Genomic DNA, 20,008 nt, shown 5'->3' with positions numbered 1-20,008 from the left:
CTAATTCTAGCTATTCTTTTTTTAAAACCCAAGCAAAATACCATATCGCAAAAGATAAAAGTAAAATCATAAAAAGTTTTTTATCATACACTCCAAAACCAATATAAAGCACAGAATACATAAAACCAAAACTTCCTGCATAAATACAAATTCTACTCATTAAACCATTTTCCACCGCTCTAAAACATGGACATTTGTGAAAAAATTTCTTTTTTGTTTCTTTGGGTTTAAAAAAACTCAAAATCGCACTTAAAATCAGTAAAAAACTTAAAAAATATAAAACCTTATCCATTAATGAAAATACCTTAACCAAGCAGGAATTGCATTTTGTTCTTCTTTTAAAGTGCTTTCCTCTCCATGTCCTGGAAGCAATCTAAAATCTTTTTCATAAGCTAAAACTTTAAGCAAACTCTCTTTCATCTTGGCTGCATCTGAGTAAGGAAAGTCCCATCTACCAATACTACGATAAAATAAAAAATCCCCACTAAAAAGCACATCTTCACCCAAAAGTTCTATCATACAACACCCTGGAGTATGCCCTGGAAAATGATGAAATTTAAACTTAAACTCATCTATACTAAGTTCATTTTCATTTTCTATCAACACATTAGCATCTGAATGCTCAAAACCATAATTAAAAGGATCTTTTAGCATAAAAGCATCATCTTTATGGATAAAAAGTGGAATTTCATAAGCCTTTTTAACTTTAGCATTATCATAAACATGATCATAATGACCATGGGTATTTAAAATAGCTAAAGGTTTGCTTACATTTTCTTTAATAAACTCATAAGCATTTTCACCTGGATCGATGATGATTTGCTTGTTATTATGATCTATAATATAACAATTTGTTTCATACATTCCGCATGGTTGTTTTAAAATACGCATATAAACTTCCTTTTAACTAAATCAAATATAATTTTAAAAAATTAATATTTAAAGATTTTTTATGAATTATACAAAATTACAAGAACTATTGATCAATTTTATAAAAGAACAAGCAAGAGATAAAAATCTCATCTTAGGTTTAAGCGGTGGGATAGATTCAGCTTTAGTAGCTCATCTTTGCAAAAAAGCAGTAGGTGAAAAACTTTTTGTGCTTTTAATGCCTACAAAACATTCTAAAAAAGAAAATTTAGATGATGCATTAATGCTTTGTAAAGATTTACAAATTCATCATAAGATTATTTATATTGATGAAGTACTTTGTGCTTGTGAAAAAATTTGTCAAGACTTAAACCCTTTACGCTTTGGAAATTTAGCTGCAAGAGTGCGTATGAGTTTGCTTTATGATTATTCAGCCTTGCATAATGCTTTAGTAGTAGGCACTTCTAATAAAAGCGAACTTATGCTTGGTTATGGGACTATTTATGGGGATTTAGCTTGTGCTTTTAATCCTTTGGCTACGCTTTATAAAAGTGAAGTTTTTGAGCTTGCTAAATTTATAGGTGTGCATGAAAATTTCATACAAAAAGCTCCTAGCGCTGATCTTTGGCCAAATCAAAGCGATGAAAAAGATCTTGGCTATAAATATGAAGTTTTAGATGAAGTTTTAAAAGCTTTAGAAAATAATCAAAGCTTGGAAAATTTTGATGAGAATTTAAAAAATCTAGTCTTAGAGCGTGTGCAAAATAATGCTTTTAAAAGAAAACTTCCAACAACATTAAAGAATACATATGACTTGGCTTGATCGCTATTTTTTTAAACCTAATTTTTTGCAAAAAATTCTAGCCTTTTTGCTTTTGCCTTTTAGCTTTTTATATATGATTATAGCTATTTTAAATACTAAATTTAAAAAAGAACTTGATTTTAAATTACCCATTATAAGCATAGGTAATCTAACCCTAGGAGGCAATGGAAAAACTCCCATTTGTAAAGCCATAGCAACTGAGTTTGAAAATTGTTTTATCATCTTAAGAGGCTATAAAAGACAAAGTAAAGGCTTAATCATCGTTAAGCATAAAGATGAAATTTTATGCGATATTAAAGAAAGTGGCGATGAAGCTATGGAATATGCACTTACAAAGCACATTAGTGGAGTGATAGTAAGTGAAGATAGGGTTAAAGGCATACAAAAAGCTATCGAGCTTGGAGCAAAGATTATACTTTTAGATGATGCTTTTTCTAAATTTCACATTAAAAAACTTAATATTTTATTGCAAAGTAAAGATGAGCCATTTTTTGGTTTTACCTTACCTAGTGGGGCTTATCGTTTGCCAAAATCTTTTGCTAAAAGGGCTGATTTTATAGCTAAAGAAAATGAAGATTTTGTGCGTTATTCTCATGTAAAAGAAAATCAAAAAGCAGTTTTAATAAGCTCTATTGCAAAGCCTTTTAGATTATATGAGCATTTTATCAAAGCTAGGGCTTGTTATTTTTTTGCCGATCATTATACTTTCAAAAAAGAAGAATTAGAAAAACTTTTAAAAAAACACAATTGTGATACCTTAATGCTAACCTTTAAAGACTATGTCAAGGTAAAAGATTTTGGCTTTAAAACAGAACTTATTCATCTTGATATTGTTTTAAAAGATAGTTTTAAGCAAGTTTTGCAAGATTATATTTATAAATTTAACAAAAAGGAAGAAAATGTTGCTACACTCAACCCAAGATAAAAACCATCAAGTAAGCTTTTCAAAAGCCTTGCTTAGCCCTAGTGCACCTAATAATGCTTTATACGCACCACTTAATCTACCAAAGCTTGATAATGAAGCTTTGAAAAATTTAAACTACAAAGAATTAGCCTTAAAAATCATCGCAGCTTTTGATTTTGATTTAGAGCTTGAAGTTTTTGAAAAAGCTTTGAAAACTTATGAGAGTTTTGATGATAAAACCTGCCCTATTAATTTGAAAAAAATCAATGATAAGCTTTATATTAATGAATTATTCCATGGACCAACAAGAGCTTTTAAAGATATGGCTTTACAACCTTTTGGCGTGCTTTTAGAACACTTAAAAAAAGATGATGATTTTTTAATCATGTGCGCTACAAGTGGCGATACAGGGCCTGCTACATTAAAAAGCTTTGAAAATAAAAAAGGCATAAAAGTAGTTTGTATTTACCCAAATAAAGGCACAAGTAAAACTCAAGCTTTACAAATGACACATTCAAATGCAAACAATTTAAAATCCATAGCCATTGAAGGTAATTTTGATGATGCGCAAAATGCTCTAAAAGCACTTTTAAATGATGAGGATTTTAAAAATACCTTAAAAGAAGAAAAGTTAAGTCTAAGTGCTGCAAATTCAGTTAATTTCGGAAGAATACTCTTTCAAATCATCTATCATTATTATGCTAGTTTAAAAATCGATAAAACAATAGACATTATTGTGCCGAGTGGAAATTTTGGTGATGCTTTGGGGGCTTATTATGCTAAAAAAATGGGAGCAAATATAGGTAAAATTAAAATTGCTTCCAATTCAAACAATATCTTAAGTGAGTTTTTTAATACAGGCAAATATGATTTAAGAAATAAAAGCTTGCAAAAGACTATTTCTCCTGCTATGGATATACTTATATCATCAAATATAGAACGCTTGCTTTTTGATAAATTTAAAGATGAACGCACCAAAGAGTTAATGCAAGCTTTAAAGAATGAAAAATATTATGAGCTTAGCCAAAAAGAGCTAGAGCTTTTACAAGAAGACTTTGAAGCTGATTTTTGCAATGATGATGAGTGTATGCAATATATCAAACAATACAGCCACTTAGGACTTTTAGACCCTCACACTTGCACTTGCTTTAAAATGCTTGATTCTAACACCACTACGCTTATTACCTCCACAGCACAATGGAGTAAATTTACCCCAAGCATATATCAAGCAATTTATAATAAAGAATGCCAAGATGAACAAGCTTGCATGCAAGAACTTGCAAAAGAATTTAAGCAAGAAATCCATCCAAATATAGCAAGCTTATTTACAAGCACACAAAAGCAAAATCAAGTTTGCAAACTTGAAAATCTAAAACAAACTATTATAGAATGGATAAAACAATGATAATCATACCTGCAAGATTAAAATCAAGTCGTTTTGAAAATAAAATTTTATGTGAAATTGATAATTTACCTATGTTTATTTATACAGCTAAAAAAATGCAAGAAGTTGATGAAGTGTGTGTGGCACTTGATGATGAAGAGGTTTTAAAAATAGCGCAAAAACACAATATAAAAGCAGTTTTAACAAGTAAAAATCACGAAAGTGGCACTGATAGGATCAACGAAGCTTGTCAAATTTTAAAACTAAATAACAACGAGCTAATCATCAATGTCCAAGCTGATGAGCCTTTTATAGAAACACAAAATATTAAAGATTTTAAAGAATTTAGTCAAAAAGCTTTTGAAGATGAGCTTTGTTTTATGAGTAGTTGTTATAAAGAAGTAGATGCGAAAGCTTGCGATGATCCAAATTTGGTTAAAGTAGTTACTGATAGCAATGATTATGCTTTATATTTTTCAAGATCAAAAATTCCTTATGAAAGGGTAAATTATAAACAAAATTTCAAAGCTCACCTTGGAATTTATGCATACAGGGTTAAAAATTTACAAGAATTTTGTACTTTGAAAAATTCAGCTTTGGAAGAATGTGAAAAATTAGAACAATTAAGAGCCTTAGAAAATGGCAAAAAAATCAAAATGTTAAAAATACAAAGTCAAAGCATAGGTATAGATACAAAAGAAGATTATGAGAAAGCTTTGGCTAAATTTGGAGTTAAAAAATGAAAAAAATACTTTTTTTACTAAGCTTGTTTTTTACACTTCATGCAAAAGAATTAATCGTAGGTATGGAACTAGCCTACCCTCCTTTTGAAATGAGTGATACTAAAGGTAATCCAAGTGGTATTAGTGTAGAATTTTTACAAGCCTTTGCCAAAGAAAAAAACTATGATTTAAAAATTCAAAACATAGCTTGGGATGGACTTATACCTGCCTTAAGAACTCAAAAAATAGATCTCATCATGTCTTCTATGAGTATAAGCGAGCAAAGAAAAAAAGTAATAGATTTTACCTTGCCTTATGCTAAGGCAAATTTAGCAATATTAAGCGCTAAAAAATCAAATATTAATTCCATAGAAGATTTAAATCAAAAAGGAAAAATCCTTGCCTTAAAAAGAGGTTCAAGTGCGCATTTATATGCTCAAAAAAATCTTAAAAATGCAAAAATCCTAGTATTTGATAAAGAAAATGCAGCCATTTTAGAAGTCATTCAAGCAAAAGCTGATGCTTTTATTTATGATCAAATGAGCATTTATAAAGCATGGAAAAAACATCCTGAGCAAACAAAAGCTATTTTTACTCCTTTTGAAAAAGCACCTGAGCAATGGGCCATAGCTTTAAATAAAAACAATACCAAATTAAAAGAAGAGCTCAATGAGTTTATTTTAAAATCTAAAGAAAATGGTCTTTTTGATAAGCTAAGTCAAAAATACCTCAAAGATATGCAAGAAGTTTTCAAAGAACAAAAGCTTGAGTTTTTCTTTTAAGAAAAACTCTTTTCAAGCTTTCTTGAAAACATAGAAATAGGCAAAGTTAAAACCAAATAGCAAAGCGCTAAAGGAATGTAAATTTCTAAAGTTGAAAAAGTAAAAGCATTGATTTCTTGAGCATTTTGTGTTAATTCTGAAATAGCTATAACGCTTAAAAGAGAGCTATCTTTAATTAAATTACTAAGCTGTCCGCTTAGCGGTGCTAAGATATTTTTTAAAGCTTGAGGAAAAATAACGCTTTTATAAATTTCAAACTCACTCAAACCCAAAGCCTTAGCACTTTCATATTGCATTTTATCAACACTTAAAATCCCTGCTCTAAATATCTCACAAATATAAGCACTAGCAAATAAAGCTAAAATCAAAACTCCACAAACATAGCGATTATCAAGCCCCAAATTATCCGCAAAAATGTAATAAATCAATAAAATTTGCACTAGCAAAGGCGTGCCTCTAATAAGCTCTATAAAAACTCTTGCAAACATATTAAAAAGCACGATTTTACAAAGACTCATATAGCATAAAATCAAAGCAAAAATCACACCTACAATCAAAGACAAAACACTAATAAAAAAACTCGTAAAAAAACCTTGTATCATTTTGTCTTTATACTCATAAATTGCCCCAAAATCAAAATTATAACTAGCACTTAAAAAAGACAAATAAAAAAATAAAAACAATAAAAAAACCAACAAAAAAGCATTAACCACAAACACTTTTGGAGTGATTTTTTTATGTTCATTAAATTTACTACGTACTATAAAAAGATGATTCAATTCTATCCCTTATTTTTTATCAAATTTTTTAAGTTTTTCATCATTTAAACTAAGCTCCATTTTGCGAATTTCTTCTTCACCACTACGGACTAATTTTTTATCGTATTTAAAATACTTATTTTTAATTTTATTTGGATATTCTAAAACACTAAGTAAATACTTAAACAAATTAATTCTTGCTTTCTTTTTACTATCTGAATTAATAATCACCCAAGGACATTTTGGTGTATTAGAAGCTAAAAGCATAGAATATTTTGCTAGGGTGTATTTGTCCCATAATTCTTGGGATTTTTCATCAACCGGAGATAATTTGTATTGTTTTAGTGGATCTGTTCTTCTTTGCTCAAAACGTCTTTTTTGCTCTTGTTTGGAAACTGAAAAATAAAATTTAAAAAATAAAATTCCACTATCAAGCAACATCTCTTCAAAAGAAGCCACCTCGCGCAAGAATTTTTTATGCTCATTTGGAGTACAAAAGCCCATCACAGGCTCTACTCCTGCTCTATTATACCATGATCTATCAAAAATCACTATTTCTCCTGCTGCAGGCAAATGCGTCACATAACGTTGAAAATACCACTGAGTTCTTTCCACATCACTTGGCTTTTCAAGTGCCACCACACGACAACCTCTAGGGTTTAAATGCTCAATTAATCTCTTAATAGCACCACCTTTTCCTGCTGCATCGCGTCCTTCGATTAAAATCAAAACTTTTAATCCTTTATCTTTAACATGATTTTGAAATTTTAAAAGCTCAATTTGTAATCTTTTAAGCTCACTTTCATACTCAAGTGTTGATTTTTTTACCTTAATGAGAGTAAATTTGTCTTTGTCCATAACAGGCTCCTTAATTTAGGATAATTATTAACTTAAATTTACCACAAATAAGTAAAATAAAACAAATTTAATTTTCAATTTCAAGGAGAAAAATGCGTTTTTTAGTGGTATTTTTTATTTTTTTCAATTTAGCTTTTGCTAATAATGGAGTATTATCACTCAATGAAGCTTTTAAACTCAATACCCATAGCAACAATCAAGGAATTTTTTTAAAAATCAATCTTGCAGATAGAATTTATCTTTACAAAGATCAAATCAAAGTAGAATTAGACTCTAATGACATTACTTCTTTATTAAATTTCCCACAAACTCAAACTAGAGAAAACAAAGAAGTAATCTTTAGCCAACTTGAACTTTTTATACCTCAATTATTATTAGATGATTTTGTTAAAAATAACAAAGCAAAACTTTCCCTAGCTTATCAAGGTTGCTCAGAAGAAGGTTTATGCTATCGTCCTGTATATGTAAATTATGAACTTAATAAACAAAAAGGAATTTATACTATAAAATCTACTAAAGATCAATTTAAAAAGCAAAATGAAGATGAGCAAATTGCTAATGATTTAAGCACACAAAATATATTTATCACACTTTTAACTTTTTTTGGTTATGGCTTATTATTAGCACTTACTCCTTGTATTTTACCAATGATACCTATTCTTTCATCATTAATCGCAATGAAACTCAAAGATAAACCATCTAAAAAACATAGCTTTTATTTATCTTTTATCTATGTCTTTTTTATGTCTTTAGCTTATGCTATAGCAGGTGCTTTAGTAGGTCTTGCAGGAGCTAATGTACAAGGTTTATTGCAACAACCTTGGATTATCATTACTTTTGCGGGTATTTTTGTATTGCTCTCACTTTCTATGTTTGGCCTTTATGAATTACAACTGCCACTTAAATTTCAAAATTTTATCAATAAAAAAATAGAAGGCAAAAACGGAGTTTTTGGTATAGCTATTATGGGCTTTTTATCGGCTCTTATTGTAGGACCTTGCGTGGCTGCACCTTTAGCAGGGGCTTTGCTTTATATTACTAATAGTGGCGATGTATTTTTAGGAGGACTTTCTTTATTTGTGATGAGTTTTGGTATGGGCATGCCTTTACTTTTAATAGGACTTGGAGGAAGTTTTTTAAAAAGTGGAGCTTGGATGCTTAAAATAAAAATTTTCTTTGGCTTTATCATGCTCATCATGGCAGTTTGGATGCTAGAAAGAATACTTAGTGCAAACATCATTTTAATGCTTTATGGGGTTATAGGAGTATTTTTTGCTAGCTTTATGGGGCTATTTGATGAAGCAAAAACTAATTTTGATAAATTTAAAAAAGCAAGTATGATTTTAATTTTAGCTTATAGTTTAAGTCTAATTTTAGGCGGCTCAATGAGTTCAAAAAGCTTGCTAAAACCTCTTGAGTTTAATCTTGCTTCAAAAGAAAATAGCTCTAGTTTAAGTTTTAAAACCATTAAAAACTTAAAAGAACTTGAGCAAGAATTACAAAATTCTACCAAACCAGTCATGCTTGAATTTACAGCTACTTGGTGTGAAAACTGCAAACTTTTGGAAGAATATACTTTTACAGATACAAAAGTACAAAATTTGCTTGCTAATTACACACTTTTAAAAGCAGATGTAACACACAATAGCCAAGAAGATTTAGCTCTTATGAAAGAATTTGGAGTTTTTGGGCCTCCTGTGATGATATTTTTTAACAAAGGCGAGGAAAAAGGACGTATTATAGGCTATGTAGATGCGAATGAGTTTTTAAATAGAGTTCCTTAAAAACTCTATTTAAAATTAATTTTATTTCAAAAAACCCCTCAAACCTTCAAGTTGATACTGCCATAGTTTTTCTATAAAAATTTTAAGTTTTATTGCTAAAAAACCACTAATTGGCTTATGTAAAACCGTGCCAACTGCATAATCCTTTCCGATGGAACAAACGGTATTTCCACTTATAAAAGAAAATTCTTGCTTAAATTCTTTCTCATCAATCATAGCCATTAAAGCTTTGGCTACATAAGCTCCTTCTCTTAATGCAAGCTGGGCTGTTGGAGGATAAGGAGTGTTGGTTTTAGGATTTTTAAATAAACTATTATCGCCTATAAAAAAGTATTTTGACGCATTTTCAACATTTAATGGATGCATAAAAGCATCTACTTCTATACGCGATCTTGCACTTGGAAAATCTGAGCTATTTTCTATAACACTATTACCCCTAACCCCTGCAGTCCAAATGATAGTATTAGCTTTAACAAATTCTCCCCCATCAAGTCTTATACCATTTTTTTCACATTCTATAATTTTAGATTTTTCATATACTTTCACACCAAGTGCTTCTAGCCTTTGCTTTGCTTTTAAAGCCAAACTTTTATCAAACATAGGTAAAATTTGATCCATGGCTTCGATAATAGAAAGCTCTAATTTCTCATAAGCAATTTGCTCTTTTTGACAAAAGATTTTAAGCTCTTTAGCTAAAGAAGCTATAAATTCAACCCCGCTTAAGCCCCCACCACAAACTGTGATTTTTAAATCATCTTCATTTTGAGTGATTTTATAATTTTTTATTTTCTCATATATTATTTCATTAATTTTTAAAGCATTTTCATAATTATCTATACTCAAAGCATATTCTTGCATACCTTTAATACCAAAAGTTTCTTTAGCAAAACCAAGCCCACATACTAAAATATCAAAGTCAAATTCATTATTTTTAGTAAAAACTTTGTCTTTAGAAATTTTTAAAACTTCATCTTGGATAAAGTTGATTTTTGGATTTAATAAAGGCAAAAGATCATATTTTGAACTATAAATATCTTCATTGGAAGCTACTTTGTGTAGTAAAATAGTATGATAATGATAAGAATTGTTATTAATCAAACTCACTTGTGCTTTTTCAAAAAACTCATCAGGTAAGGCTTTTATAGCCGATAAAGTAGCATATCCTGCACCTAAAAACAAAATTTTCTTTTTTTGCATGGATTTTCCTTTAATTTGATAAAAAAATAAATAAAAATTTGGCATAATGGTATTATTTTTTATCTTAAAATATTTTTTATTTAAATTTAGCAAGGAAAAAGCATGCAAAGACAAACTTGGAGCAATACGCTAACTTATATCCTTACAGTAGCAGGAGCGACTATTGGTTTTGGAGCCACTTGGCGTTTTCCATACTTAGTAGGTGAAAATGGAGGCGGTGCTTATGTTTTAGCCTTTTGTATAGCTATGATTTTTATAGGAATTCCTGTGATTTTGGTTGAAAATGTTATAGGAAGACGTAGAATGCTAAATTCAGTCGATGCTTTTGGCGGAAAAACAAGTGATGGAGTTAAAATATCTAATTCTTGGCAAAGTGTTGGCTATATGGGACTTTTGGGAAGTTTTGGAATCATGGCTTATTATATGGTAATAGGTGGATGGGTTTTAGCTTATATTTTTAAAATCATCATAGGTGATTTTAATCTTTCAAGTCCCATTAATGCTCAATATACAAGCGAATTTTATAGCTCTACCATAGAAAACAATCCTTTATTAATAGGAATTTTTACTACTATATTTGTAATAATTAACTGGATTATCTTAAAAAAAGGTGTGATTGATGGCATAGAAAAGTCAGTAAAATACCTTATGCCGTTTTTATTTATCTGCCTTTTGGTTGTTGTTGCGCGTAATTTAACTCTTGAAGGAGCAAGCGAGGGTGTGAAATTTTACCTTACTCCTGATCTTTCCAAAATCACTCCTAAATTGTTTATAGATGTTTTAGGACAAGTATTTTTTGCCTTATCTTTGGGTTTTGGCGTAATGATAACCTTATCATCTCACCTTAAGAAGAATGAGAATTTAATCAAAACTTCTGTTTATACAGGAATTTTAAATACCCTCATAGCAGTACTTGCTGGATTTATGATTTTCCCTGCTTTATTTAGTGTAGGTTTAACCCCTGATAGTGGGCCATCTTTGGTTTTTAAAACCTTACCTGTTGCGTTTTCACATATACCTTTTGGAAGTATAATTTGCGTGTTTTTCTTTTTACTTTTAATCATCGCTGCACTTACCACAAGCTTGCCAATTTATCAAGTAATCATCAGTGTTTTGGAAGAAAAATTTAAACTAGCTAAAAATACTGCTATCAATCTAACACTTGGAAGCATTTTTGTCTTGGGAAATTTACCATGCATACTTACTTATGGTCCTTTAAGAGATATTACCGTCATCAAAGGAAAAAATATTTTTGATAGCTTTGATTTTATTAGTGGAAATATATTCTTTGTTTTAACCGCATTTTTTTGTTGTATTTATGTAGGTTGGGTGCTTAAAAAAGATGCTATTTATGAGCTTTCTAATCAAAATACCCTAAAAGGAAGTATTTTTAAATTATGGTATTATTATGTTAAATTTATTATACCTTTGATTATCTTAGTGATTTTTTATTTTGGAATTTTTTAATTTATACTCATAACGCTTTAACATGCTTATATTTCCTTCAAGGCCTCCTTGATGGATATATAAGATTTTTCCACCAAATTGCTCTTTATGAGCTAATAAAGTTTTAAAACCCACCATATCATAAAGCAAATCAAATTCCACTCCACATTCTTTTTTTAAATCTTGATAAAGATCATAAAATTCCAAATAAGGCTTAGCAAAATGATATTTTTTAGGTGGATTTAGTATGGTTAAATTATTAAAATCATAATTTGGTTCTAAGCTTAAAATTTGCTCTTTTAAATACGCACTATCGCCTACACAAGCACATGTAAAAACTTTAAATTTACTATGTTTAGCCAAAAAAGCCGCAGAAGTTCCTGTACCTGAGGGCAAAAAAATACTTACATTTTCACTTAACTGCTCACTAAGCTCTAAGGCTAGTTGTTGGTATCCAAATTCAGCTTCTTTTATAGCCACACCCTCTTCTATAAAAACATCATCATCTTTTTTTAAAGCTAAAGCTTGCAATCTTCTTGTAAGATAATTTATATTTTCTACCAACTCAACATTGTGTTTTAATGCAAATTCTAAATTTCCATGGGGATTTTCTTTTAAAAAAGAACTCATTTTTTCACAAACAAAAATAAGTGAAAAGTTATTTTCATAACAAAACTTAGCTAAAGCAACTAAAGCATTACTTTGAGAAGAACCAAAAGAAATAAATCTTTGTCCTTTTTTAAATAAATGTTTGTTTTTTTCAAAAAAGGCTAGTTTTCTAGCCTTATTTCCATTGATATAACCTAGTAAATCATCTCTTTTGAGTAAAAATTCAAAATCTTTGTATTTTAAAACATCAATTCTACTTGCTATCAAGGTATTTTTCAACCTTTTCTAAAGCATTATTTGTATTGATATTAAACTTAATCTCTATTCTACGGCTTGCTTCTTTATCTTCTTTACCATCTTTCATAATCACATCAGAATAAGACCTACCGCTTGCCATTAAAAGTTTTTGCAATCTTGGATCTTTGTAAAATGAGTGTATAAAACTCATCACAGCATAAGCTCTTTTTTGTGATAAATCAAGATTGTATATATAAGAGCCAGCGCTATCTGTATGACCTTCTATGACTATATTTTCTATGCTATTTAAGATATTTTCATCTTTTAAAATATTGTCAAAATACTGCGTTAAAATCGCTTTCAAATTTTCTTTTGCATGCGCTTTTAGCGTAAAAGAATTTGTATCAAAAAGCACTTCAGAAGGTAAAACTATCGCCCCTGTATTAGAATCTAGAGTAATATTAGTATCAAATTTTGCTTGAAGATTTTTAATGGTATTTTCTTTGATTAAACCTAATTCTTTGATTTTACTTTTTGCCTCATCAAAATTACGCTCTAATTCTTTGATTTCTTCATCTTTTTTGTTTAATCTCTCAAGTAAAGCAAAAATTTGCTGATCTTTTTCATCCAAACTTGAATTTAAATCTTGATTGAGTTTAGTAATATTAGCCTCTAAAGCTTGTTTTTGTTTATTAACATCATCAAGCGTACTTGAAGTATTATTTAGTTTTTGGCTAAGATTTTTTAAAATATCTTCTTTTTGATTTAATTCTTCTTTGTTCTCTCTTAAGCGCTCTTCTTGTTTTTGTAGATTTTCTTTTATGATTTGCAAATCACTTTGAGTTAAAACATACTTAACAACTATAGCTCCAATAAGCAAAATAAATATAAAAAGCAAGCCCGCCATTAAATCTGCATAAGCTATCCAAAAATTATTTTCTTCATTGTTAGAATTATTTTTTATCATCTATTTTTTCATCTTCTTTTTGATTTTCAAGCTTTGCAATAACTTGTGTGGTTTGCTCGTCTAATTCTTTACTTTCTTCTTTAAATTCTTGCATTAGTGAAATTTTTTCATCGATATTTTTTTCATCTTCATAAGCTTCTTTAAAAGTGTGCATACCTTCTATAATACTTGCTCTAAAGCCCTCGAAAAGTTTAGTTTGATTATCAAGCATAAGATTTTGATATTTTTCAATATTATTTGAAAAATTATTCACCTTTTCATCTAAAGCACTCACACTTTTATCTAGATGGACAATCTTATCAGAACTCACATCTAAAAGTCTATTGTATTGTTCTGAAATTCTTAAAGTTAAATCCTTTATGTTTGAATTTAACATATTTACCGCATTTGCGATTTCGCTGTAAGTTTTAACTATATCTTTTTGCTCTCTTTGGGTTTTAGATAAATCACTCATAGTTTGTTTTACATGCTCACTGCTTAATCTTACAGCTTTTTCCTCAGCATTTACAAGCTCTTGAAAAACTTTGAATTTTCTATCTATTGTATTATCTAGTTCTTTAAAAAATTCCTCATTGCTCACATGCTCAAAAATCGTGCCTATTTTTTCAAAATGTTGCAAACTTTCTTGAAGATATTTTCTATCAATTTCTTCTTTAGACCAGAAAAAATCGCTTGTTGCATTTTTTTGACGATTTAGAAGTTTTTGGAATTTACTACTACCGTATTTTTCAAAAAATATCCACCAAAGTGCTAAGAAAATTCCATAAATTGATACATAAAAGGCTGTTCCTACTCCATTTAATAAAACTGAAATTTCTTGTTCTAAACCTGCTGTGTCACTTGAATTAAAATTTGGCATAGACATGGCTATACTTATAAAAGTTCCTAAAATACCAAGCATAGGAAAAATAGCTGCACCCACAGAAGCAAAATTTTCATTTCTTAAATCTTTTACATAAGCATAAGCAAAATCATCAAAACTAGCATTTGACTTTGTTTCTTTACCTATAACTAAAAAATGCTTCATAATATAGCGTTTTAATATAAGCTTAAACTCATCTTTTTGTTGCTCAAAAATACTTGAAGCATAATCAGCACTATGTCTAGCAAAGATCAAAGCCACTAAAAAGATAATCCCTATCATTACAACACTATGTAATTCTACTTTAAAATCAATCTTTCCAAAATATCCTAAAAGCACTAAAATATACAATATAGCAGGGATAAAAATAATCTTTAAATAAGCAACAATTCCTGTACTACCTTTTCCCTCAGGCAATACAAGATCAGAAAAATCATCAGTTGTTTTAACTTCCATTTTATAAACCTTTGTTAATTTTACTCTAAAAATTTGAAATCTTCACAGGAAAATCAACTAAGAGTTATAAAACTCTTAGTTTCTATCGATACAATTTAAATCACTAAAAGCACACTCTAAGCGTTTGATCATACTCTCTTCGCCCGCTCTAAGCCATACTCTTGGATCATAGTATTTTTTATTTGGCTTATCATCGCCTTCAGGATTACCAATTTGTCCTTGCAAATAAGCTTTATTTTTAAGCTCATATTCTCTAACACCATCCCAAAAAGCCCATTGCGTATCTGTATCAATATTCATCTTAATCACACCATAGCTAAGTGCAGTTTTGATATCTTCTATATCACTACCACTGCCACCATGGAAAACAAAATTGATTGGTTTATCTTCACCAAGATTGAATTTTTCTTTTACATAATTTTGAGAGTTTTTAAGAATTTCAGGTCTTAAAATCACATTTCCTGGTTTATATACTCCATGTACATTACCAAAGCTAGCTGCGATTGAAAATCTATCACTAATTTTAGAAAGTCTTTCATAAGCTAATGCTACATCCTCAGGCTGAGTGTATAATTTTGCATTATCGATATTAGTATTATCCACCCCATCTTCTTCACCGCCCGTACATCCTAGCTCAAGCTCTAAAGAAATTCCAAGTTCAGACATTTGTTTTAGATAATTTTCGCAAGTACTTAGATTACTTTCTAAATCCTCTTCACTTAAGTCAATCATATGAGAGCTAAACAAAGGTTTGTCTGTTTCTTTTTTAAACTCAATATTTGCTTCAATCAAAGCATCAATCCAAGGAAGTAGTTTTCTAGCAGCATGATCTGTGTGTAAAATCACCGGAATTCCATAAGCTTTTGCCATTAAATGCACATGTCTTGCACCACTTATAGCACCAAGTACATCAGCTTTTGGGCAAGCTTTTCCTGCTACAAATTTAGCTCCTCCATTTGAAAACTGAATAATCACAGGTGAATTAACTTTTTTAGCACTTTCTAAAACCGCATTGATAGAATTTGTCCCCACGACATTTACCGCAGGGATAGCAAATCCTTCTTTTTTTGCATGATTATATACGATATTTAGATCATCACCACTTAAAACACCTGGTTTAACAAGATCTAATACACCCATTATTTGTATTCCACTTTTGCTTTTTGAAGAAGTTCTTGAGCTTTTTTATTCATAAGTTCTTTAAATTCTTCCATTTTGATATTGCTTTCAATACCTGCTTTTACTTCATTATAGCTCATAGTACTTTTTGCTCTAGCATCTTCTTTTAAGATAACATGATATCCAAAATCACTCTTTATAGGTGTTTTAGAAATAGTACCTTTTTTCATAGAAAAAGCTGCATCAGCAAATGGTTTTACCATAGTTGATTCAGCAAACCAACCAAGATCACCACCTTGAGCTGAAGAACCTTTGTCGATTGATTTTTCTTTTGCAAGTTGAGCAAATTTATCATTTAAAGCTTTTCCACTTAGCTTACTAAGCTCGGCAATAATATCTTTAGCTTCTTTTTCACTAGTTACCAAAATATGCTTAGCTTTTACCTGAGCTGGTTTAGTAAATTTATCTTTATTTGCTTCATAGAATTTTTTAGCTTTAGCATCATTATTTTTAATTGAATCAAAAATTTTCTTTTGATAGATATTTACTAAAATAGCTTCTTTAGCACGCTCTAATTCTTCTTTATATGAAGGATCGTTTTCTATTTTTTGAGCTTTAGCATCTTTTAATACAAGTTGTTGAACGATATATTGATCAATAATTGCTTTTTTTTGCTCAGCTGGTAAATCAGTGATTTTAGCACCTCTTAACATAGGAGCAAAAAACTCATTCACTTCTGTATCGCTGATATTATTTCCATCAAGGGTTGCAACCACCGCAGCATTTAAACTCAAACCTGTTAATAAAGCCGCAGCAACTAAAGAAATTTTTTTCATTGTTTTTCCTTTGAAATAGTTTTGTTGATTTTATTATATCTAAACTTTATTTAAAGCCGATTAACATACAATAAGTTTATGAAAAGAAATTTAGAAATTAAAAAATTATTTTTAGAGCATTTTGGAGAGGCAAAAACAGAATTAGTTTTTAGTAATGCTTATGAACTTATAGTTTGTGTTATGCTTTCAGCTCAATGCACTGATAAAAGGGTTAATCTCATCACGCCGGCTTTATTTAATGCTTATCCTAGTGTGCAAGATTTAGCTAAGGCAAATTTATCATCTTTAAAGCTTTTGATTAATTCTTGCTCATTTTATAATAATAAAGCACAAAATTTAATCAAAATGGCTCAAGCAGTTTGTGAGCAATTTAATGGCGAAATTCCTATGAATGAGCAAGATTTAAAAACTCTAGCAGGTGTAGGACAAAAGACCGCACATGTAGTGATGATAGAATGGTGTGGGGCTAATTGCATGGCTGTAGATACTCATGTATTTAGAGTTTCACACAGACTTAATCTTAGTAAAGCTAAAACCCCTGAAGAAACTGAAAAAGATTTAACTAAAATTTTTAAAGATAATCTAAACTATCTTCATCAAGCTATGGTGCTTTTTGGACGCTATACATGTAAGGCTAAAAATCCTTTATGTAAAGAGTGTTTTTTAAATCATTTGTGTAAGAGCAAAGATAAAAAATTAATCTAGCACCAAATTAGTGCTAGATGATTTTAATGAAAGAATGGTAGATACAAGAAAGCATTAATCACTAAAGCATTTACTATATCTATGAAAAATGCACCTACTAAAGGCACAATAATAAATGCCATATGGCTCATACCATAGTGATTTGTTACAGTTTGCATATTTACCATAGCTGTCGGAGTAGCACCTAAACCAAAACCACAATGTCCTGCTGCTAAAACTGCTGCATCATAATCTTTTCCACATACTCTAAAGGTTACAAATATAGCAAAAGCAGCCATCATGGCAACTTGTACTACTAAAATTACTAGCATCGGTAGTGCAAGGGTTACTAGATCCCAAAGATTAATAGTCATTAACGCTAAAGCTAAGAATAAAGACAAGCTTACATTACCTAAAACTGATACTTCTCTATCAAACACATGATGAATTTTTGTAGCCGATAAAACATTTCTTAAAACCACACCCACAAAAAGACAATACACAAAAGTTGGTAAAGTAAAACCTGTATTTGTTTTAATATAAGTAGATAAAGCATTACCTATTAATAAACATAAAGCAATCAATGCTAAAGACTCTATAAAAGAAGATGGGGTGATTAATCTTTCTTTTTCTGGAGATTGGAAATTTAAAATCGCATCTTTATCATCATTTTGTTTTGGAACTACTAATTTGTATTTATTAACCAAATATCTTGCAACAGGTCCACCTATGATACCACCTGAGATAAGCCCAAAAGTCGCACAAGCAATAGCAACAGTAGTTGCACTAGAATACAAATAAGGTTCTTTAATAAATTCAGCCGCCCAAGCTGCACCTGTTCCATGGCCACCACTCATTGTAACAGAACCTGCTATAAGTCCCATTAGTGGATTTTGCCCCATAGCACTTGCCACACCTATACCAACTATATTTTGAGCAAAAAGCAAGCCTACAACTACTACTAAAAAAATTGCTAACTTTTTACCACCTTTTTTTAATGAAGCAAAATCAGCCAACAAACCAATACTTGAAAAAAATGCAAGCATTAGCGGATCTTTCATAGATTCATCAAATTTAATATTTAATGAAAAAGAACTATGCAAGATTAAAAGAATAATCGCAGCTATTCCACCACCAACAACTGGCTCAGGGATATTATAATCACGAAGAAATTTTACCCTTTTAATGACAAAAACGCCCAAAAGCAATACTATAACCATAGTAACTAGCGTTGCATAAAAATCAAATTTCATACCTCTCCTTTGTTTGATTTATTCATCAATTGTATTCTAAATGACTTTAAAACAACGCAAATAAATATTATTCTTTACTTAAAATATTACAAAATGAAACATTTTTAAGTCTTTTCTACTCTGAAATTAATACTATATTATGATACAAATTAATATTTTTAAGCAAAGATAGTTTTGCTCTACTAAGCTCTTGGAATGAATTAATAAGCAAAGCATCCGCATCAAGATAATCTTTTAGCTCATTACGCCCTAGTTCGTATTTTTCAAAATATAATTGTGTAATTTTTGCTTGGTTAGTATTGATATCTTTTACTAAATTTAACAAATCATTATAGTATTTATCATTTTCATAACAAAGTTTAAACTCATGAATAGCTCTTTGTAATGCGTCTTTATACTCATATAAGCGTGCTTGGTATGTAAATTCAGAAATTTTTACATTTTGTCTTACTCTATAAAAGTCCAAAAATGGTAAGTCAATAACAACATTACCTCCTAAGATTAAAAATTTAAAACTCTCATCAATATTTTTATCATTCCCATCTAAATTTCCTAATATTTTTATACTAGGTAAAATACTTTTTTGCATACTTGCATAATCCTTATAAGAAGCCATAAGTTGATTTAGCTTTGCTTGAACTTGTGGTCTATAAGCAAGCATTTTTAGCTCTATATCAAAATTAATTTTTTGTAAAGAAAAATCTTCAAGTGTATAATTTAGCATTTTATTAATCAAAAACTCATCATCTTTACCTAGTAAATCTTTTATATTTTTAAGTGTTAAGTCTTTATTTTGCAAATTTGTAATGATATTTTGTTTAGTATTTAATAAAGACTTTTTGATATTTAAAAGATCAATATACTCAACCTTGCCATAATCAAATTTAGTAGTATAAATTTCTAGCATTTGCTCAAGATTTTTTAAATGATTGTTTAGCAAGCGATCTACATCATTAAAATAAATCAATTCAAAAATACTATTAATCGATAAATTAATCGTATCAAGCTCTAAAGAACGCAACTCATATTCGCTTGCTTTTGCTAAAAATTCAGAACTAGCAACTTGATCTGAAATTTTGCCATATATATCAAGCTCATAATTTAACATAATGCCATTTGAGAAACTATGCATTTCTGTGCCATTGTTTAAATTTTTTCTTATATTAGCACCTAAATTTCCACTCAAAGTAGGATAAAGATCTAAATTTAAAAGCTTATATCTAGCTAAAGTGCTTAAAAAATTAATTCTTGCTACATTTAGATCTTTGTTGTTATCAATAATAGCTTTTAAGATATTATTTAAATCTTGATTATTATATTTTTCCCACCAAGCCTTGCTTGCATTAAAATCTTCAAAATATTCTTTTTTTATTTGCTCTTGAGATACTTGCTCTAATTTTACACCTACACAAGCATTTAAAAAAAAGGCTATAAAAAATAATAAAAATATTCTCATC

At 29.6% G+C, this 20,008-nt stretch carries 20 protein-coding genes; 8 read left to right on the top strand and 12 right to left on the bottom strand.

The annotated features are described in order from the left end of the window. Window positions 1–10: 10 nt before the first annotated feature. Together L8V82_RS00970 and L8V82_RS00965 are read right to left on the bottom strand one after the other, a co-directional pair. Window positions 11–292 (bottom strand): hypothetical protein, encoded by a 282-nt coding sequence (locus L8V82_RS00970; RefSeq protein WP_133318838.1) that lies wholly within the window; start codon window positions 290–292, stop codon window positions 11–13. Then, window positions 292–891 (bottom strand): MBL fold metallo-hydrolase, encoded by a 600-nt coding sequence (locus tag L8V82_RS00965; RefSeq protein ID WP_263723682.1) that lies wholly within the window; start codon window positions 889–891, stop codon window positions 292–294. Before L8V82_RS00965 ends, L8V82_RS00970 begins: the two co-directional genes overlap by 1 nt. 61 nt (window positions 892–952) lie before the next feature. Here L8V82_RS00965 and L8V82_RS00960 point away from each other — a divergent pair, with 61 nt between their 5' ends. Genes L8V82_RS00960 through L8V82_RS00940 form a run of 5 tightly spaced genes read left to right on the top strand, consistent with a single transcriptional unit; the run spans window position 953 to window position 5,485 of the window. Then, window positions 953–1,693, top strand: coding sequence for an NAD+ synthase (locus L8V82_RS00960; protein WP_263723681.1), 741 nt, complete (start codon window positions 953–955; stop codon window positions 1,691–1,693). Then, window positions 1,680–2,618, top strand: a complete 939-nt coding sequence (locus L8V82_RS00955) for a tetraacyldisaccharide 4'-kinase (RefSeq protein ID WP_263723680.1) — start codon at window positions 1,680–1,682, stop codon at window positions 2,616–2,618. Before L8V82_RS00960 ends, L8V82_RS00955 begins: the two co-directional genes overlap by 14 nt. Beyond that, entirely contained in the window at window positions 2,593–4,002 is a 1,410-nt protein-coding gene (gene thrC / locus L8V82_RS00950; RefSeq protein WP_263723679.1) for a threonine synthase, read from the top strand. The genes L8V82_RS00955 and thrC overlap by 26 nt, the downstream gene beginning before the upstream one ends. After that, on the top strand, window positions 3,999–4,724 hold the full coding sequence (kdsB, locus tag L8V82_RS00945) for a 3-deoxy-manno-octulosonate cytidylyltransferase (protein WP_263723678.1): 726 nt from the start codon (window positions 3,999–4,001) through the stop codon (window positions 4,722–4,724). Before thrC ends, kdsB begins: the two co-directional genes overlap by 4 nt. Next, window positions 4,721–5,485, top strand: a complete 765-nt coding sequence (locus L8V82_RS00940; protein WP_263723677.1) for a transporter substrate-binding domain-containing protein — start codon at window positions 4,721–4,723, stop codon at window positions 5,483–5,485. Before kdsB ends, L8V82_RS00940 begins: the two co-directional genes overlap by 4 nt. Here the strand turns inward: L8V82_RS00940 and L8V82_RS00935 are convergent. Both L8V82_RS00935 and ppk2 read right to left on the bottom strand, forming a co-directional pair. Beyond that, window positions 5,482–6,264 carry an amino acid ABC transporter permease gene (locus L8V82_RS00935; RefSeq protein ID WP_263723676.1) on the bottom strand — a complete coding sequence of 261 codons (783 nt, stop codon included), beginning with the start codon at window positions 6,262–6,264 and terminating at the stop codon, window positions 5,482–5,484. The genes L8V82_RS00940 and L8V82_RS00935 overlap by 4 nt on opposite strands. A gap of 9 nt (window positions 6,265–6,273) precedes the next feature. Next, window positions 6,274–7,101 carry a polyphosphate kinase 2 gene (gene ppk2 / locus L8V82_RS00930; protein ID WP_263674532.1) on the bottom strand — a complete coding sequence of 276 codons (828 nt, stop codon included), beginning with the start codon at window positions 7,099–7,101 and terminating at the stop codon, window positions 6,274–6,276. Between the two features lie 92 nt (window positions 7,102–7,193). Here ppk2 and dsbD point away from each other — a divergent pair, with 92 nt between their 5' ends. After that, complete coding sequence (dsbD, locus tag L8V82_RS00925) at window positions 7,194–8,885, top strand: protein-disulfide reductase DsbD (protein WP_263723675.1); 1,692 nt, start codon at window positions 7,194–7,196, stop codon at window positions 8,883–8,885. A gap of 21 nt (window positions 8,886–8,906) precedes the next feature. On the opposite strand, the gene L8V82_RS00920 is transcribed toward dsbD, so the two are convergent. Next, on the bottom strand, window positions 8,907–10,082 hold the full coding sequence (locus L8V82_RS00920; RefSeq protein ID WP_263723674.1) for an NAD(P)/FAD-dependent oxidoreductase: 1,176 nt from the start codon (window positions 10,080–10,082) through the stop codon (window positions 8,907–8,909). Window positions 10,083–10,184: 102 nt separating this feature from the next. Between L8V82_RS00920 and L8V82_RS00915 the strand changes: the two genes are divergently transcribed. Further along, window positions 10,185–11,549, top strand: coding sequence for a sodium-dependent transporter (locus L8V82_RS00915; protein WP_263723673.1), 1,365 nt, complete (start codon window positions 10,185–10,187; stop codon window positions 11,547–11,549). Here L8V82_RS00915 and L8V82_RS00910 read toward each other — a convergent pair. The 5 genes from L8V82_RS00910 to L8V82_RS00890 form a co-directional block, all read right to left on the bottom strand. Next, on the bottom strand, window positions 11,520–12,404 hold the full coding sequence (locus L8V82_RS00910; RefSeq protein ID WP_263723672.1) for a 1-aminocyclopropane-1-carboxylate deaminase/D-cysteine desulfhydrase: 885 nt from the start codon (window positions 12,402–12,404) through the stop codon (window positions 11,520–11,522). The two genes, L8V82_RS00915 and L8V82_RS00910, sit on opposite strands and share 30 nt — an antisense overlap. Next, window positions 12,391–13,341, bottom strand: a complete 951-nt coding sequence (locus L8V82_RS00905; protein ID WP_263672026.1) for an OmpA family protein — start codon at window positions 13,339–13,341, stop codon at window positions 12,391–12,393. The genes L8V82_RS00910 and L8V82_RS00905 overlap by 14 nt, the downstream gene beginning before the upstream one ends. Next, window positions 13,328–14,659: a MotA/TolQ/ExbB proton channel family protein gene (locus L8V82_RS00900; protein WP_039626332.1), complete on the bottom strand. Its 1,332-nt coding sequence runs from the start codon at window positions 14,657–14,659 to the stop codon at window positions 13,328–13,330. Before L8V82_RS00900 ends, L8V82_RS00905 begins: the two co-directional genes overlap by 14 nt. A gap of 75 nt (window positions 14,660–14,734) precedes the next feature. Further along, window positions 14,735–15,799 (bottom strand): class II fructose-bisphosphate aldolase, encoded by a 1,065-nt coding sequence (fbaA, locus tag L8V82_RS00895; protein WP_263723671.1) that lies wholly within the window; start codon window positions 15,797–15,799, stop codon window positions 14,735–14,737. Continuing rightward, window positions 15,799–16,614: a peptidylprolyl isomerase gene (locus L8V82_RS00890; RefSeq protein WP_047208348.1), complete on the bottom strand. Its 816-nt coding sequence runs from the start codon at window positions 16,612–16,614 to the stop codon at window positions 15,799–15,801. The genes fbaA and L8V82_RS00890 overlap by 1 nt, the downstream gene beginning before the upstream one ends. Before the next feature lie 78 nt (window positions 16,615–16,692). On the opposite strand from L8V82_RS00890, the gene nth reads away from it, so the two are divergent. Next, window positions 16,693–17,319: an endonuclease III gene (gene nth / locus L8V82_RS00885; RefSeq protein ID WP_263723670.1), complete on the top strand. Its 627-nt coding sequence runs from the start codon at window positions 16,693–16,695 to the stop codon at window positions 17,317–17,319. A 23-nt stretch (window positions 17,320–17,342) separates the two neighbouring features. Here the strand turns inward: nth and gltS are convergent, their stop codons facing one another. Both gltS and L8V82_RS00875 read right to left on the bottom strand, forming a co-directional pair. Then, window positions 17,343–18,551 (bottom strand): sodium/glutamate symporter, encoded by a 1,209-nt coding sequence (gltS, locus tag L8V82_RS00880; RefSeq protein ID WP_263677566.1) that lies wholly within the window; start codon window positions 18,549–18,551, stop codon window positions 17,343–17,345. Window positions 18,552–18,666: 115 nt separating this feature from the next. After that, the gene (locus L8V82_RS00875; protein WP_263723669.1) at window positions 18,667–20,007 is read right to left on the bottom strand and encodes a TolC family protein; all 1,341 of its coding nucleotides are present in this window, start codon (window positions 20,005–20,007) and stop codon (window positions 18,667–18,669) included. Window position 20,008: the final 1 nt, after the last annotated feature.

It is taken from the genome of Campylobacter sp. IFREMER_LSEM_CL2151 (assembly GCF_025771725.1).
Classification (GTDB): Bacteria; Campylobacterota; Campylobacteria; order Campylobacterales; family Campylobacteraceae; genus Campylobacter_D; species Campylobacter_D lari_C.
Note: the sequence above shows the minus strand (reverse complement) of the source record. Positions and strands in the feature narration are given on the sequence as shown.